This is a genomic window from Streptomyces sp. NPDC002754 (genome assembly GCF_053592315.1).
Window position 1 is genome coordinate 1 of record NZ_JBSFVM010000028.1, and the last position, 13,787, is coordinate 13,787.

The window sequence follows — 13,787 nt, forward strand, 5'->3', positions numbered from 1 at the left end:
CACGGGGCTCTGCCCCGGACCCCGCTGCTCAATCGCCGCAGGGGCTTGAAAGATCGCCTCAATCGCCGGCGGGGCTTGATAGATCAAGCCCCGCCGGCGATTGAGGCGATCTTTTCAGCCCCGCCGGCGTTTGAGGCGCGGGGTCCGGGGCGGAGCCCCGTGGCGTCAGCGGACGTCTACCGGACCGTCGTCGCCCCCGCGCGGAGCGGCTACGTAGGGCTCCACGGCCGAGCCGACACCGTCCCCACCCTCGCCGGAGAGGTTCTTGCGGACCGAGTCCAGGATGGTCAGGCCCTGGCCGACCAGACCCGCCGCGATCTCGCCGAGGCCATCCGCCCCGTTGAGGACGTTGACGTTCGCCCCGGCGAGCCCCGCCGACGCCTCCTTCACGATCTGCGGAAGCTGGTCGATGAGCATGCGGTCGAGCGCGACCCGGTCGTACGACGCCGCCGCCTCCGCCTGGATCTTCATCCGCTCGGCCTCGGCGAGAGCCAGCACGCGGATGCGCTCCGCATCGGCCTGCGCCGGCTTGACGATCTCCGACACCAGTTGCTTCTCCCGCAACTCGGCCTGCCGCATGGCCAGTTCCGTCTGCGCCGCGAGGACCTCCTGCTGGGCGTGGGCGAGCGCGAGCGGTCCCGCCTGCTCGGCCTGCGCCTTGGCCCGGTCGACCTGGGCGTTGTACTCGGCCTGCACGACCGCGGTCTCCCGCGCGTACTCGGCCTGCTTGCGGGCCGCCGCCTGCTCGGCCTCCGCCGAGGCCTGCGTGGCCTGCGCCTGCGCGATCTGCGCCTGCCGCTGGATGGCGGCCTTGTGCGGGCGCGACATCGCCTCGATGTAACCGGTCTGGCCGTCGTCGATGGACTGGATCTGCAGCGAGTCGACGTGCAGGCCGATCTTCGCCATCTCCGACTTCGAGGTGTCGAGCACTTCCGTCGCGAGCTTCTGGCGTTCGGTGACGATCTCCTCCACCGTCATCGAGCCGATGATCGAACGCAGGTGGCCCGCGAAGATCCGGCCGGTCAGGACCGACATCTGCTCCTGGTCGGAGAGGAACCGCTGCCCGGCGTTGACGATCGACTCATGGTCGTTGCCGACCTTGAAGGCGATCACCGCGCGCACGGTCAGGGCGATGCCCTGCTTGGTCACACACTTCTCGACGACCTCCGCCTCGCTCATCGCGAGCGACAGGAAGCGGGTCTTGCGGAACACCGGGAGTACGAACTTCCCGTGCCCGGTGACGACGCGGAACGGCGCTCCCCCAAGTCCCCGCCTGCCGCCCGAGATCAGCATCGCCTCGTCGGGTGCGGGAACGCGATATCCGAACATGCCTGTACGTCTCCTTAGCGGGCGTCGCCCTCGCCGTCGGAGAGAAGAGGGTCGGACCAGGCCATGACCACGACCTGCCGGCAGCCGCGGGACTCGATCACGAGCACGGTGGCGCCCCGCTCCAGGGGGTCGTCCGAGTACGCGAGAAAGGTCTCGGTCCCGCCCCTGACCTGCACCAACACCTCGCCCGGACCATCGGCCCCACGTGTGCCGAGGACCAGCTTCCCCGTTTGGCCGACCACTGCCTCGTCCGGCGTCATCGGCGGGCGCCCCCTTGTCGTTCCAGCTCGTGAGAGCCCTTGGAGGCCGAAGATACGCCTCTGCGGGCGTCCCTTCCATGAAGGTGCGGCAAAGATCGGCTGCACCGGGGTTGCGGTTGCGGGGCGCTGTCCCGGACCCCGCGCCTCAATCGCCGCAGGGGCTTGAAAGGCCTGCTCAATCGCCGCAGGGGCTTGAGAAGCCTGCTCAATCGCCGCAGGGGCTTGAGAAGCCTGCTCAAACGCCGCAGGGGCTTTAAATGACGGACTGGTACGTCACCGGGTCGCTGTCCGTGACCTGTTCCACGCGGCCCGTTTTCTGGAGGCGGCGCAGGTGGGCCTCCGCCTCGGAGACGGCGATCGTGCGGGAGCCGTAAGGGATTTGGGACCACGGGCGGTTCCACTCCATGCGCTCGGCGAGCTGCCACGGGGTGAGGGGAGTGGCGAGGAGGGTGAGGAGGCCGGTGAGGCGTTCCTCGTGGTGGTCCAGCAACTCGCCCACGCGCGCCGGGGCGTCGGTGAACGTGTGCTGGTGCGCCGGGAGGACCTCCGCCGGGTCGAGCCGACCCACCCGCTCGAGCGAGTCGAGGTAGTCGCCGAGCGGGTCCGTGACGGTGGCGTCGTCCGGGTCCTCGTACAGGCCGATGTGCGGGGTGATGCCGGGCAGCATGTGATCGCCGGAGAAGAGGCGGCCGTTGCCGGGCAGGTTCGCCGGGTGGTCCTCTTCCATGTGCAGGCATACGTGGCCGGGGGTGTGGCCCGGCGTCCAGATCGCGCGCAGGCGGCGGCCCGGCAGGTCGAGGAGGTCGCCAGGGGTGATGGTGCGGTCCGGCAACGCGGGTGCGAAGCCGGGGAGTTGGTGCTGCTTCCCGGAGTCGCGGGCCGCGATCAGCGGGGCGATGTGTTCCTCGGGCGCACCGGCCGCGACCAGCTTCGCCACCATGAACGCGTACCAGCGCGCCGGCTTGTTCTCCCGGGTGCGCCTGACCACCGCCACGTCCGCCTCGTGCATCGCGATCCAGGCCCCGGACGCCTCCCGGACCTTGGCCGACAGGCCGTGGTGGTCCGGGTGATGGTGGGTGATCAGGACGCCGGTGAGGTCCTCGACGCGCGTGCCGCAGGCGGTCAGGCCGGTGGTGAGCGCGTCCCAGGACGTCGGGTCGTCCCAGCCCGTGTCGATGAGGACGGGGCCCGCGTCGGTGTCGACCAGGTAGACGAGGGTGAAGCCGAGTGGATTGTCCGGGATCGGCACGCGGATGCTGTGCACGCCCCCGCTGTGGTCGGTCACCTGCGTCGCCTCTGCCATCGGACACCCTCCGCCGCTCCAGCCGAACTGCCGCCACTGTACGGGAACTTGTAGAACTTGTTTCAATGGTCGCCCGAGCGCACGACCTTCAGGGTGCGCAGCACCCTTCCGGATCGCAACTAGAACTGGTATCAGTTCTGAAACACCGTCAGAAATGTCGTGCGTGAGGATGCCAGCCATGACCGAGCTCGTGGAACACGGACAGCTGTTCATCGGCGGAGAGTTGACCGACCCCCTCGGCAAGGAGGTCATCGAGGTCGTCTCGCCACACACCGGAGAGGTGTTCGGCAGGGTGCCGCACGCCGCGCCCGCCGATGTCGACCGCGCCGTGGCCGTCGCCCGCCGCGCCTTCGAGGACGGCCCCTGGCCGCGGATGAGTCTCGACGAGCGCATCGAGGTCATCACGAAGATCAAGGACGCGTTCGCGGTCCGGCACGAGGAGATCGCCCGCGTCATCAGCAGCGAGAACGGCACCCCGTACACCTCGGGCGTCATGGTGCAGGCGCTCGCCGCGATGATGGTCTGGGACTCCGCGATCAACGTCGCCCGGAACTTCACGTACGAGGAGACGCGCGACGGCGCCCTCGGCAAGCTGCTCGTGCGGCGCGAACCCGTCGGCGTCGTCGCGGCCATCGTCCCGTGGAACGTCCCGCAGTTCACCGCCGCCGCGAAGCTCGCGCCCGCGCTGCTCGCCGGGAACCCGGTGATCCTGAAGACCTCGCCGGAGACGCCGCTCGACGCGTATCTGCTGGCCGAGATAGCCACCGAGGCCGGGCTGCCGGAGGGCGTGCTCTCCATCCTTCCCGCCGACCGCGAGGTCAGCGAGTACCTGGTCGGGCACCCGGGCGTCGACAAGGTCTCCTTCACCGGGTCCGTCGCCGCGGGCAAGCGCGTCATGGAGGTCGCGTCGCGCAACCTCACCCGCGTCACCCTCGAACTCGGCGGCAAGTCCGCGGCCGTGATTCTGGAGGACGCCGACGCGGCGGCCGCCGTCGGCGGCATCGTCCCGTTCGCCTGGATGATCAACGGGCAGGCCTGTGTGGCGCAGACCCGCATCCTCGTCCCGCGCTCGCGCTACGACGAGTTCGCCGACGCGTTCTCCACGGCGGCGTCAGCGTTGAAGGTCGGCGATCCACTCGACCCGGCCACCGAGCTCGGCCCGCTCGTCGCCGAGCGGCAGCAGCAGCGCTCCCTCGACTACATCCGCATCGGCCAGCAGGAAGGCGCCAAGATCCTCACGGGCGGCGGCGTTCCGAAGGGCTTCGAGCGGGGCTGGTACGTCGAGCCGACCCTCTTCGGCGACGTCGACAACTCCATGCGCATCGCCCGCGAGGAGATCTTCGGCCCGGTCATCTGCTTGCTCCCGTACGGCGACGAGGCCGAGGCCATCAAGATCGCCAACGACTCCGACTACGGCCTCAGCGGCAGCGTGTGGACGGCCGACACCGCGCACGGGGTCGACATCGCGCGGCAGGTGCGCACGGGTACGTACAGCGTGAACACGTTCAGCCTCGACATGCTCGGGCCGTTCGGCGGCTACAAGAACTCCGGGCTGGGGCGGGAGTTCGGGCCCGAGGGGTACGGGGAGTACTTCGAGCACAAGATGATCCACCTGCCCGCGGGGTACGAGCCGGAGGCGAGTTGAGCATGGGTGACCGGTGGCATGTGGAGGTCGACCGGAGCGTGTGCATCGGCTCCGCGATGTGTGTGAACGCGGCGCCGGACGGGTTCCGCCTCGACAGTGCGCGGCAGTCCCATCCGGTGGAGGCGGATGGCGATGCGAACGAGCGGGTGCTCGCGGCGGCGGAGGGGTGCCCCGTGGAGGCGATCACCGTCACGCTGCTGGACACGGGCGAGGTCGTCTTCCCGCCGGAGGACTGATTGTTGCGCCACACCGTGGTTGCGGCCTCGGGGCTCCGCCCCGGACCCCGCTGCTCAATCGCCGCAGGGGCTTGAAATAACAAGCCCCGTCGGCGGCGGTTGAGCAAATCAAGCCCCGCCGGCGATTGAGGCGCGGGGTCCGGGGCAGAGTCCCGAGGCCGCAATGCCGGTGCAGGTCACGGATGACGGGGAGCGGAAAGATCGATCAGGCGGCACACCATCTCGATGTCGATCTTGACCTGGGCGATGGACGCCCGCCCCGACAACCACGTGATGAGCGCGGAGTGCCACGTGTGCTCGATGACCCGGACCGCGGAGAGCTGCTCCAGAGTCGGATCGTCGAGCTCCATCGCGTCGAGAATGATCGCCGTGGTCTGCCGCGACACCTGGTCGACCTCCGGACTCACACTCCGGTCCGCGAACGTCAGCGCCCGCACCATCGCATCCGCGAGATGCGGCTCCCGCTGCAACGCGCGGAAGGCGCCCATCAGCGTCTCGGCCACCCGCTCGGCGGGGGAGTCGCCGGACGGCGGCCGCTTACGGACGGTGGTGTGCATGTGCTGGAGTTGATCCTGCATGGTGGCGACCAGGAGGTGCACCTTGCTCGGGAAGTAGCGGTACAGCGTGCCGAGCGCGACCTGGGACGACTCGGCGACCTCCCGCATCTGCACCGCGTCGAAGCCGCCGCGCGCCGCGAGCTGCGCGCTCGCGTGCAGGATCCGGCGGCGCCTGGCCTCCTGACGCTCGGTGAGCGCGGGGGTCGAGCGGGTGGTGGTTCTCGCGTCCGGAGCTGTCATCAGAAAGCTTTCCGTGTCCCGTGGAGCCCGCCGTGGCGTGAATCACCCGATCCACCTCTCGCGGCCCGGCTACCAGCCGGTAGATTCGATGCTCTTGAACGATCAAGTCTGAAACTTGTTCTAGATTAGCGTCCCCACGTAGTGTCCACGGGCAAGCAGGAAGAAGGGTGGCCTGGAGTGACCGCGGAGTCCTTGCGTATCGCTCTCCTCACGTACAAAGGCAACCCGTTCTGTGGTGGTCAGGGCGTCTACGTCCGGCACCTCTCGCGGGAGCTGGTCCGGCTCGGGCACCGCGTCGAGGTCATCGGCTCCCAGCCGTACCCCGTGCTCGACGAGGCGGCCGACGGCGCCGCCCTCGCGGGGCTCTCGCTCACCGAGCTGCCGAGCCTCGACCTGTACCGCAGCCCCGACCCCTTTCGTACACCCAAGCGCGACGAGTACCGCGACTGGGTCGACGCTCTTGAAGTCGGCACCATGTGGACCGGCGGCTTTCCCGAGCCGCTGACGTTCTCGCTGCGCGCCCGCCGCCATCTGAGGGCCAGACGCGGCGAGTTCGACGTCGTGCACGACAACCAGACGCTCGGCTACGGGCTGTTGGGCGATGTCGGCGCTCCGCTGGTGACCACCATCCACCACCCCATCACCGTGGACCGGCAGCTGGAGCTGGACGCCGCCGAGAACCGGCGGCAGCGGATGTCCAAGCGCCGCTGGTACGCGTTCACGCGCATGCAGAAGCGGGTCGCGCGCCGGCTGCCGTCCGTGGTCACCGTCTCCGGCACCTCCCGCGACGAGATCGTCCAGCACCTGGGCGTGCGTCCCGGGCGGATCAACGTCGTGCACATCGGCGCCGACACCGACCTGTTCTCGCCGGATCCGGCCGTGCCCGAGGTACCGGGCCGGATCGTGACGACCTCCAGCGCCGACGTCCCGCTCAAGGGCCTCGTCTATCTCGTCGAGGCGCTCGCCAAGGTGCGGGCCGAGCAGCCGGACGCGCACCTCGTCGTGGTCGGCAAGCGGCCCGAGGAGGGGCCGGTAGCGCAGGCCATCGCGGGGTACGGGCTCGAGGGCGCCGTCGAGTTCGTCAAGGGCATCAGCGACCAGGAGCTCGTCGACCTCGTGCGCTCGGCGCAGGTCGCCTGCGTGCCCTCGCTCTACGAGGGGTTCTCGCTGCCCGCCGCCGAGGCCATGGCCACCGGCACCCCGCTCGTCGCCACCACCGGCGGCGCCATCCCCGAGGTCGCGGGGCGCGACGGCGAGACCTGCCTGGCCGTGCCGACCGGCGACCCAGGCGCGCTCGCCGCGGCCCTCGGCCGGCTGCTCGGCGACCGTGAACTGCGCGCCCGGCTCGGCGCGGACGGCCGCACCCGCGTCCTGGAACGCTTCACGTGGGCGCGCGCCGCGCAGGGCACCGCCGAGCTCTACCGTGAGGCGATGGCGGCCGCGCCCCGGCCGAATCGCCCCGCGCGCACCGAAGTTGTCACCGAAACTCCCCAGGAAAGCAGGGCCACGTGCTGACCGTCGACTTCACCCGTTTCCCGCTCGCCGCGGGCGACCGCGTCCTCGATCTCGGGTGCGGGGCCGGACGGCACGCGTTCGAGTGCTACCGGCGCGGGGCGCAGGTCGTCGCCCTCGATCAGAACAAGGACGAGATCGCCGAGGTCGCCAAGTGGTTCGCCGCGATGGCGGAGGCGGGCGAGGCCCCCGCGGGCGCCACCGCGACCGCGATGGAGGGTGACGCGCTCCAACTCCCCTTCCCCGACGAGTCGTTCGACGTCGTCATCATCAGCGAGGTGATGGAGCACATCCCCGACGACAAGGGGGTGCTCGCCGAGATGGTCAGGGTCCTGAAGCCGGGTGGCCGGATCGCGGTCACCGTGCCGCGCTACGGCCCCGAGAAGGTGTGCTGGGCGCTCTCCGACGCGTACCACGAGGTCGAGGGAGGTCACATCCGCATCTACAAGGCGGACGAGCTCCTCGACCGGATGCGCGAGGCGGGCCTCAAGCCGTACGGCACGCACCACGCGCACGCGCTGCACGCGCCGTACTGGTGGCTCAAGTGCGCGTTCGGCGTCGACAACGACAAGGCGCTGCCGGTGAAGGCGTACCACAAGCTCCTGGTCTGGGACATCATGAAGAAGCCCGCGCTCACCCGGGTCGCCGAGGGCCTCCTCAACCCCGTCGTCGGCAAGAGCTTCGTCGCGTACGCCACGAAGCCGCACCTGCCGAAGGCCGACGGGGCCGCTGAGTGAGCAGCCCCGAGCGGACCGAACTCCTCGTACTCCCCGGTGTCCTGACGGCGGATCAGGCGGCGCAGACCGTCGACGGGATACTCGGCGCCCAGCGCGCCGACGGGGCCATCCCGTGGTTCCGCGGACACCACCTCGACCCGTGGGACCACACCGAGGCCGCCATGGCGCTCGACGTGGCCGGCGAGCACGAGGCCGCCGGGCGCGCCTACGAGTGGCTGGCCAGGCACCAGGCCGAGGACGGCTCCTGGTACGCCGCCTACCGCGACGGCGACCCGGACGACGTGACGGACCACGGCCGCGAGTCCAACTTCGTCGCGTACGTAGCCGTGGGCGTCTGGCACCACTACCTCTCCACCGGCGACGACGCCTTCCTCGACCGCATGTGGCCCGTCGTGTGCGCGGCGACGGAGTTCGTGCTCCGCCTCCAGCAGCCCGGCGGCCAGATCGGCTGGAAGCGCGAACCCGACGGCACACCCGTCAACGACGCGCTCCTCACGGGCAGTTCGTCCGTGCATCACGCCCTGCGCTGCGCGCTCGCCATCGCCGAGCAGCGCGAAGAGCCCCAACCCGACTGGGAGTTGGCGCTCGGCGCGCTCGGGCACGCCATCCGCAGTCACCCCGAGCGGTTCCTCGACAAGGGCCGCTACTCGATGGACTGGTACTACCCGGTCCTCGGCGGCGCTCTCGGCGGAGCGGAGGCGAAGGCCCGCATACAGGCCGACTGGGACACGTTCGTCGTCCCCGGTCTCGGGGTGCGCTGCGTGGTCCCCAACCCCTGGGTGACCGGCGGCGAGAGCGCCGAACTCGCCCTCGCGCTCTGGGCGGTGGGCGAGTCCGACTGGGCCCTCGGGATCCTCCAGGACATCCAGCACCTGCGCGACCCGAAGACCGGCCTGTACTGGACGGGCTACGTCTTCGACGACCAGGCGATCTGGCCGGAGGAACTGACCACGTGGACCGCGGGCTCGGTGCTGCTCGCGGTGGCGGCACTCGGCGGTGACGAGGCCACCTGCTCCGTGTTCGGCGGCGAACTGCTGCCGACGGGCGTCGAGCCGGACTGCTGCGCGTAGCCGGTTCCGCGGGTCAGTACCTGCGCAGCCGGTTCGCCACCGCGTGGCCGACGAACAGGTAGACGACGGCTGCGAGGCCGTAGCCGGCGACGACGCGTGCCCAGCTCGCGTCGAAGGTGAACAGGTCATGGGACCAGCCGGCCAGCCATGTGGACACGTCGTGGACGAACTGGACCAGGTCGTTGCCGCGGTTCGCGTCCAGGAGATACATCAGGATCCACAGGCCGAGGATCACGGCGAATACATCGGCCACGATCATCACGACGCGGGCTGCCTCGTTGGTGCCTCGATAGTGCCGGTTCGCAGACATGACGACCGGTTGCCCCCGAAGCCTGCACTGAAACACGTACGGGCTCGCCCGAGTGGCGCACGCCGCGGGGCCGGGTGACGCTGCCACCAATGCCCGCTCAAGGCCCGGAGGTATGCGGTGGTACCCCGTTCACCCCTGTCCGTACGACGTCTGCTCACTGCGTTGCTGCTGTGCGGCGCGCTGCTCGCGGGCGCGACGGCGTGCGGTTCCGACAGCGAATCGGCGTCCGCGACCAAGGCCTCGTCGAGTGCGAGCGCCACCACGAAGGCCGAGAAGCAGAAGTTCGCCAAGACCCGGTTCGCGGCGAACGCGGGGCTCGCGGCGGGGGCCACGTATCAGTGGATCGTGAAGCCGTACCGTGCCGGCAAGTTCAAGTCCGGCGCGGACGGCCGCAGGTTCGCCATGGTGAAGGCGGGGCTCGCGGGCGCGTTCACGTACAACCGGCTGAAGGCCGCGCAGAAGAACGCCGAGGGTGACCCGACGCTCTCGAAGGCGGTCGCGCCGCTGTCGGCCGGCATCGCGTCGCTGAAGGGCCTGTCGACCAAGCTGCGCAAGGGTGAGGGCCTCGGCGACGTGACCTCCTCCTTCAACGACGTCATCAACGACGTCAAGGGCGCGGGCAAGGACGCGGGCGCCGAGGTGACGAACAAGGTCCCGTCGGCCTCGCAACTCACCAAGGGCTCGTAGCGCCCTTAGACGTCTAGTCGTCTACGAGTTCAACTCCGCCAGTACGCGCAGCGTGTGCGGGTCCGGGGACAGGGCCAGCAGGTCCGTCACCGGGCCCTTGCGCCACAACTCCAGGCGCTCCGCGATCCGTTCGCGCGGCCCCACGAGCGAGATCTCGTCGGCGAACGCGTCCGGCACGGCCAGCACCGCCTCTTCCCTGCGCCCCTCGGCGAACAGGTCCTGGATGTGCCGGGCCTCGGCCTCGTACCCCATCCGTGCCATGAGGTCGGCGTGGAAGTTGCGGGTCGCGTGGCCCATGCCGCCGATGTAGAAGCCGAGCATCGCCTTCACCGGGAGCAGCCCCTCGGCGACGTCGTCGCAGACCTTCGCGCGGGCCATGGGCGCGATGGTGAAGTTCTCGGGCAACTCGGTGAGCGACGCCTGGTACGCATCCGTCCGCGTCGGCGACCAGTACAGCGGCAGCCAGCCGTCCGCGATCCGTGTGGTCTGCGCGATGTTCTTCGGCCCCTCGGCGCCGAGCAGGATCGGCAGATCGGCGCGGAGCGGGTGCGTGATCGGCTTCAGGGCCTTGCCGAGCCCGGTGCCGTCGTCCCCGTTGTACGGATGCGAGTGGAACCGCCCGTCGACCTCCACCGGCCCCTCGCGCCGCAGCACCTGCCGTACGACGTCCACGTACTCGCGGGTGGCCGTGAGTGGGGAGCGGGGGAACGGGCGCCCGTACCAACCCTCCACGACCTGCGGTCCGGACAGGCCGAGCCCGAGCATCATCCGGCCGCCCGACAGGTGGTCCAGGGTGAGTGCGTGCATCGCGGTCGTGGTGGGGGAGCGGGCCGCCATCTGCGCGATCGCCGTGCCGAGCCGGATCCGCGAGGTGTGCGCGGCGAACCAGGTGAGCGGGGTGAAAGCGTCGCTGCCCCAGGACTCCGACGTCCACACCGAGTCGTAGCCCAATTCCTCGGCGTCCCGCACGAGTTGAAGGTGATCGGGGTCCGGCCCGCGACCCCAGTAGCCGAGTGCGATTCCGAGCCGCATCTGTGCCCCCTGCCCGTGAACTGAGCTGAACTGACGGTATGTCAATTTGCGCGAGCGAGACTACGCGAAAGGCCCCTCACCCGGAAGACGGGCGAGGGGCCTTGAACTGCTTTGATCCCCGTGGAGGGATCGGGTCAGCCGCGCTGGATCCCCGAGGTGTCCTGGAGCACACCGCGGCGGCCGTCCTGCGTCTGGGCGACGAGGCCGGGGCCCCGCTGCTCGACCGCCAAGTACCAGGTACCGGGTGCCAGTTCGGCGATCTGCGCCTGCGAGCCGTCCTCCGCGAAGAGCGGACGCGGCACCGGCACGGCGAACCAGAACGGCGAGAAGTCCGCGGCGGGCGGCTGCGCGGCGGCCTGCGGGGCCGGGGCACCGGCCTGCTGCGGTTGGCCGCCGTACGGCTGCTGCTGACCCGGGCCCGGCTGCTGCGCGCCGTAGGGCTGCTGCTGGCCGGGGCCGCCGGGCTGCTGCTGGGCGCCGGGGTAGCCGTAACCCTGCTGCGGCTGGCCGCCGTACGGCTGCGGCTGCTGCGGGCGCGGGGAGCCGAGGAGGGCGCCCTTGAGGGCCGGGACGAGGGGGGTCGCGATCGCGGCGGCGGCCATGATCAGGGTGGCGACGAGGCTGAGGATGAGGCCGATGCCGGCGCTCGGACCGTCGGAGGAGGCGCTGCTGCCGACGTTGTTGATGCCGCCCGACGGGTCGAAGATGTTGCCGAGCGCCGCCCACGCGGCCAGCACCGTGGCCGCGATGCCGAACTGGCCGAGGTCGATCCCCGCGACCTTGCGCGGCTGCGCCGTCCCACGGCTGATCACGATGAGCACGGCGCCGATGACGCCCGCGAGCACCACGCTCATGAGAAGCGGGCCGCTCTCCCAGGAGTTCGGGAACTCGACGCTGTCGGGCGCCCCGTCGACGGAGTAGATATCGAGGAACGAGGCGATCAACAGCAACACCGCTGCTCCGATCACCACGCCGTCGCCTCGAGTGAGGGAGCGGATATTCACTTCAAGTCCTTCGTCAGTCGTCCGGTCATCGGTGGAGGCGGCGCATAGCGCAGGGGTGGCCCCACATCGTACGGAGGACACTATCGCCCGGGTCCGGGGAGTGTCTGCCGAGATCCATAGGGTGACAGTTACCCGCCGAGGAAACTCACGATTCCTTCAGAGATGCCCTGCGCCGCCTTCTGCCGCCACGCGCCCGACGTCAGTCGCTCGACGTCCTGCGAGTCCCGCATGTTGCCACACTCGATGAAGACCTTCGGAACCTTGGAAAGGTTGAGTCCTCCCAGGTCACTGCGGGTGTCGAGGCCCGTGCCACCACCGATGTAGTTCGACGGGGCCTGGCCCGTGGCCTTGAGGTACTTGCCCGCGATCCGCTCGCCGAGGTCGCGTGAGGGCTTCACGATCGGGGTGGTGTCGGCGGCTCCCGCGCGCACGGATGCGGGAAGGATCACATGGAAGCCGCGGTTGCCCTGGCCCGAGCCGTCCGCGTGGACGGAGACGACGGCGTCGGCCTTCGCCTTGTTGCCGATCTCGGCGCGCTCGTCCACACACGGTCCCCAGGACCGGCCCCCGTCCTGCGTCAACCGCACGGTCGCGCCCTGCCGTTCGAGGACCGTCCGCATGCGCTTCGCCACGTCCAGCGTGAACCGGGCCTCGGTGTAGCCCGCGTTCGTCGACGTACCCGTGGTGTCGCACTCCTTGGAGCCGTTGCCCACGTTCACGGACCGGTTGATCTCGGTGGCGTGCTTGAAGTTGCCCGGGTTGTGGCCGGGGTCGATGACGACGAGCTTGCCCTTGAGGGGTCCCGAGCCGCCGGCGGGCTTCGCGGGGGCTTTGGACGTTTTCGGGGCGGAGGGGCTGGCGGTGGCGCTCGACTTCGACTTCGACGGGGCCGTCGGGCTCGGCTCCTTCGCGTCCTGCGAGGGCGAGGCGGTCGAGGACTGACCGGGCGCGGGCAGCACCTTCGGCGGCTCGCTGTCACCCGGCCCGCTCACGACCTGCCACACCAGCCACGCCGCGAGCGCGGTGGGCACCAGCGCGGCGAACGTGACGAGCACGGGGCGCCCGCCGAAGCGGCGCCGAGGCGCGCCCTCGCGGTAGTAGTCCTCTTCGAAGCCATCGGGTTCCGGACCTGCGTACGACACGTTTCCGACCTTAACCGCGCGCTCAGATCCCTGCGCCACTTCGACGCAGGACGCGCAGCGAGTCGCACTTTGAGACCTCGGTGAACGCCCCGGACGCGAGTGCCCGCTGGTACACGCGGTACGGCGCCTGCCCCGTCCACTCGTCGTGCTTCACGGGAAAGACGTCGTGGATGAGGAGAAGGCCGCCCTCGACGACGTGCGGGGCCCAGCCCTCGTAATCGGCTGTGGCGTGCTCGTCCGTGTGCCCGCCGTCGATGAAGACGAGCCCGAGCAGCCCGCCCCACACCTTCGCTACCTGCGGCGACTTTCCGACGAGCGCGACCACGTGGTCCTCCAGCCCCGCCGCGTGCAGCGTGCGCCGGAACGTGGGGAGGGTGTCCATGATCCCCACCGCCGGGTCCACGGTCTCGGGGTCGTGGAAGTCCCAGCCCGGCTGCTGCTCCTCGCTGCCGCGATGGTGGTCGACGGTGAGCGCCGTGACCCCGGCCGCGCGCGCGGCGTCGGCGAGCAGGACGGTGGACCGCCCGCAGTACGTCCCGACCTCCAGAAGGGGGAGGCCGAGCGCCGCCGCCTCGACGGCGGCGGCGTACAGCGCGAGCCCCTCACCGCGCGGCATGAATCCCTTGGCCGCCTCGAAAGCGGCCAGGATCTCCGGGGCGGGGGCGTGGCTGCGGCTTGTGATGCTCATGCCGATCACTCTGCCCTACGTGGAGCGTGGCTGGA

General features: G+C 70.3%; 15 protein-coding genes. 6 read left to right on the forward strand and 9 right to left on the reverse strand.

From position 1 onward, the window contains the following. Window positions 1–165: 165 nt before the first annotated feature. The 3 genes from ACWD2L_RS33270 to ACWD2L_RS33280 form a co-directional block, all read right to left on the reverse strand. Window positions 166–1,329: a flotillin family protein gene (locus ACWD2L_RS33270; protein ID WP_351345909.1), complete on the reverse strand. Its 1,164-nt coding sequence runs from the start codon at window positions 1,327–1,329 to the stop codon at window positions 166–168. A gap of 14 nt (window positions 1,330–1,343) precedes the next feature. Then, window positions 1,344–1,589, reverse strand: coding sequence for a hypothetical protein (locus ACWD2L_RS33275; RefSeq protein WP_351345906.1), 246 nt, complete (start codon window positions 1,587–1,589; stop codon window positions 1,344–1,346). Between the two features lie 253 nt (window positions 1,590–1,842). Beyond that, window positions 1,843–2,892: an MBL fold metallo-hydrolase gene (locus ACWD2L_RS33280; RefSeq protein WP_351345903.1), complete on the reverse strand. Its 1,050-nt coding sequence runs from the start codon at window positions 2,890–2,892 to the stop codon at window positions 1,843–1,845. A gap of 178 nt (window positions 2,893–3,070) precedes the next feature. Between ACWD2L_RS33280 and ACWD2L_RS33285 the strand changes: the two genes are divergently transcribed. Together ACWD2L_RS33285 and ACWD2L_RS33290 are read left to right on the forward strand one after the other, a co-directional pair. Next, the gene (locus tag ACWD2L_RS33285) at window positions 3,071–4,537 is read left to right on the forward strand and encodes an aldehyde dehydrogenase (protein WP_351345900.1); all 1,467 of its coding nucleotides are present in this window, start codon (window positions 3,071–3,073) and stop codon (window positions 4,535–4,537) included. A gap of 2 nt (window positions 4,538–4,539) precedes the next feature. Next, complete coding sequence (locus tag ACWD2L_RS33290; protein WP_351345897.1) at window positions 4,540–4,773, forward strand: ferredoxin; 234 nt, start codon at window positions 4,540–4,542, stop codon at window positions 4,771–4,773. 176 nt (window positions 4,774–4,949) lie between these two features. Here ACWD2L_RS33290 and ACWD2L_RS33295 read toward each other — a convergent pair whose 3' ends face one another. Beyond that, complete coding sequence (locus tag ACWD2L_RS33295) at window positions 4,950–5,570, reverse strand: TetR family transcriptional regulator (protein ID WP_351345364.1); 621 nt, start codon at window positions 5,568–5,570, stop codon at window positions 4,950–4,952. Window positions 5,571–5,747: 177 nt separating this feature from the next. On the opposite strand from ACWD2L_RS33295, the gene ACWD2L_RS33300 reads away from it, so the two are divergent. The 3 genes from ACWD2L_RS33300 to ACWD2L_RS33310 are packed head-to-tail and all read left to right on the forward strand — an operon-like array spanning window position 5,748 to window position 8,889. Further along, a complete protein-coding gene (locus tag ACWD2L_RS33300) occupies window positions 5,748–7,085 on the forward strand; it encodes a glycosyltransferase family 4 protein (protein ID WP_351345367.1) in 1,338 nt (445 codons plus the stop codon). Then, window positions 7,079–7,819 carry a class I SAM-dependent methyltransferase gene (locus ACWD2L_RS33305; protein WP_351345370.1) on the forward strand — a complete coding sequence of 247 codons (741 nt, stop codon included), beginning with the start codon at window positions 7,079–7,081 and terminating at the stop codon, window positions 7,817–7,819. The genes ACWD2L_RS33300 and ACWD2L_RS33305 overlap by 7 nt, the downstream gene beginning before the upstream one ends. Beyond that, on the forward strand, window positions 7,816–8,889 hold the full coding sequence (locus ACWD2L_RS33310) for a prenyltransferase (RefSeq protein ID WP_351345373.1): 1,074 nt from the start codon (window positions 7,816–7,818) through the stop codon (window positions 8,887–8,889). Before ACWD2L_RS33305 ends, ACWD2L_RS33310 begins: the two co-directional genes overlap by 4 nt. Window positions 8,890–8,902: 13 nt before the next feature. Here the strand turns inward: ACWD2L_RS33310 and ACWD2L_RS33315 are convergent, their stop codons facing one another. Beyond that, the gene (locus tag ACWD2L_RS33315) at window positions 8,903–9,199 is read right to left on the reverse strand and encodes a hypothetical protein (RefSeq protein WP_351345376.1); all 297 of its coding nucleotides are present in this window, start codon (window positions 9,197–9,199) and stop codon (window positions 8,903–8,905) included. A gap of 117 nt (window positions 9,200–9,316) precedes the next feature. On the opposite strand from ACWD2L_RS33315, the gene ACWD2L_RS33320 reads away from it, so the two are divergent. Continuing rightward, on the forward strand, window positions 9,317–9,886 hold the full coding sequence (locus ACWD2L_RS33320) for a hypothetical protein (RefSeq protein WP_351345379.1): 570 nt from the start codon (window positions 9,317–9,319) through the stop codon (window positions 9,884–9,886). A 21-nt stretch (window positions 9,887–9,907) separates the two neighbouring features. On the opposite strand, the gene ACWD2L_RS33325 is transcribed toward ACWD2L_RS33320, so the two are convergent. The 4 genes from ACWD2L_RS33325 to ACWD2L_RS33340 all read right to left on the reverse strand — a co-directional run bounded on the left by ACWD2L_RS33325 (window position 9,908) and on the right by ACWD2L_RS33340 (window position 13,752). Continuing rightward, window positions 9,908–10,918: an LLM class F420-dependent oxidoreductase gene (locus ACWD2L_RS33325; RefSeq protein ID WP_351345381.1), complete on the reverse strand. Its 1,011-nt coding sequence runs from the start codon at window positions 10,916–10,918 to the stop codon at window positions 9,908–9,910. Window positions 10,919–11,052: 134 nt separating this feature from the next. Further along, window positions 11,053–11,922: a hypothetical protein gene (locus tag ACWD2L_RS33330; RefSeq protein WP_351345384.1), complete on the reverse strand. Its 870-nt coding sequence runs from the start codon at window positions 11,920–11,922 to the stop codon at window positions 11,053–11,055. Window positions 11,923–12,050: 128 nt separating this feature from the next. Further along, window positions 12,051–13,064, reverse strand: coding sequence for an N-acetylmuramoyl-L-alanine amidase (locus ACWD2L_RS33335; RefSeq protein WP_351345387.1), 1,014 nt, complete (start codon window positions 13,062–13,064; stop codon window positions 12,051–12,053). Window positions 13,065–13,086: 22 nt separating this feature from the next. Further along, complete coding sequence (locus tag ACWD2L_RS33340) at window positions 13,087–13,752, reverse strand: class I SAM-dependent methyltransferase (protein ID WP_351345390.1); 666 nt, start codon at window positions 13,750–13,752, stop codon at window positions 13,087–13,089. Between the last annotated feature and the right edge of the window lie 35 nt (window positions 13,753–13,787).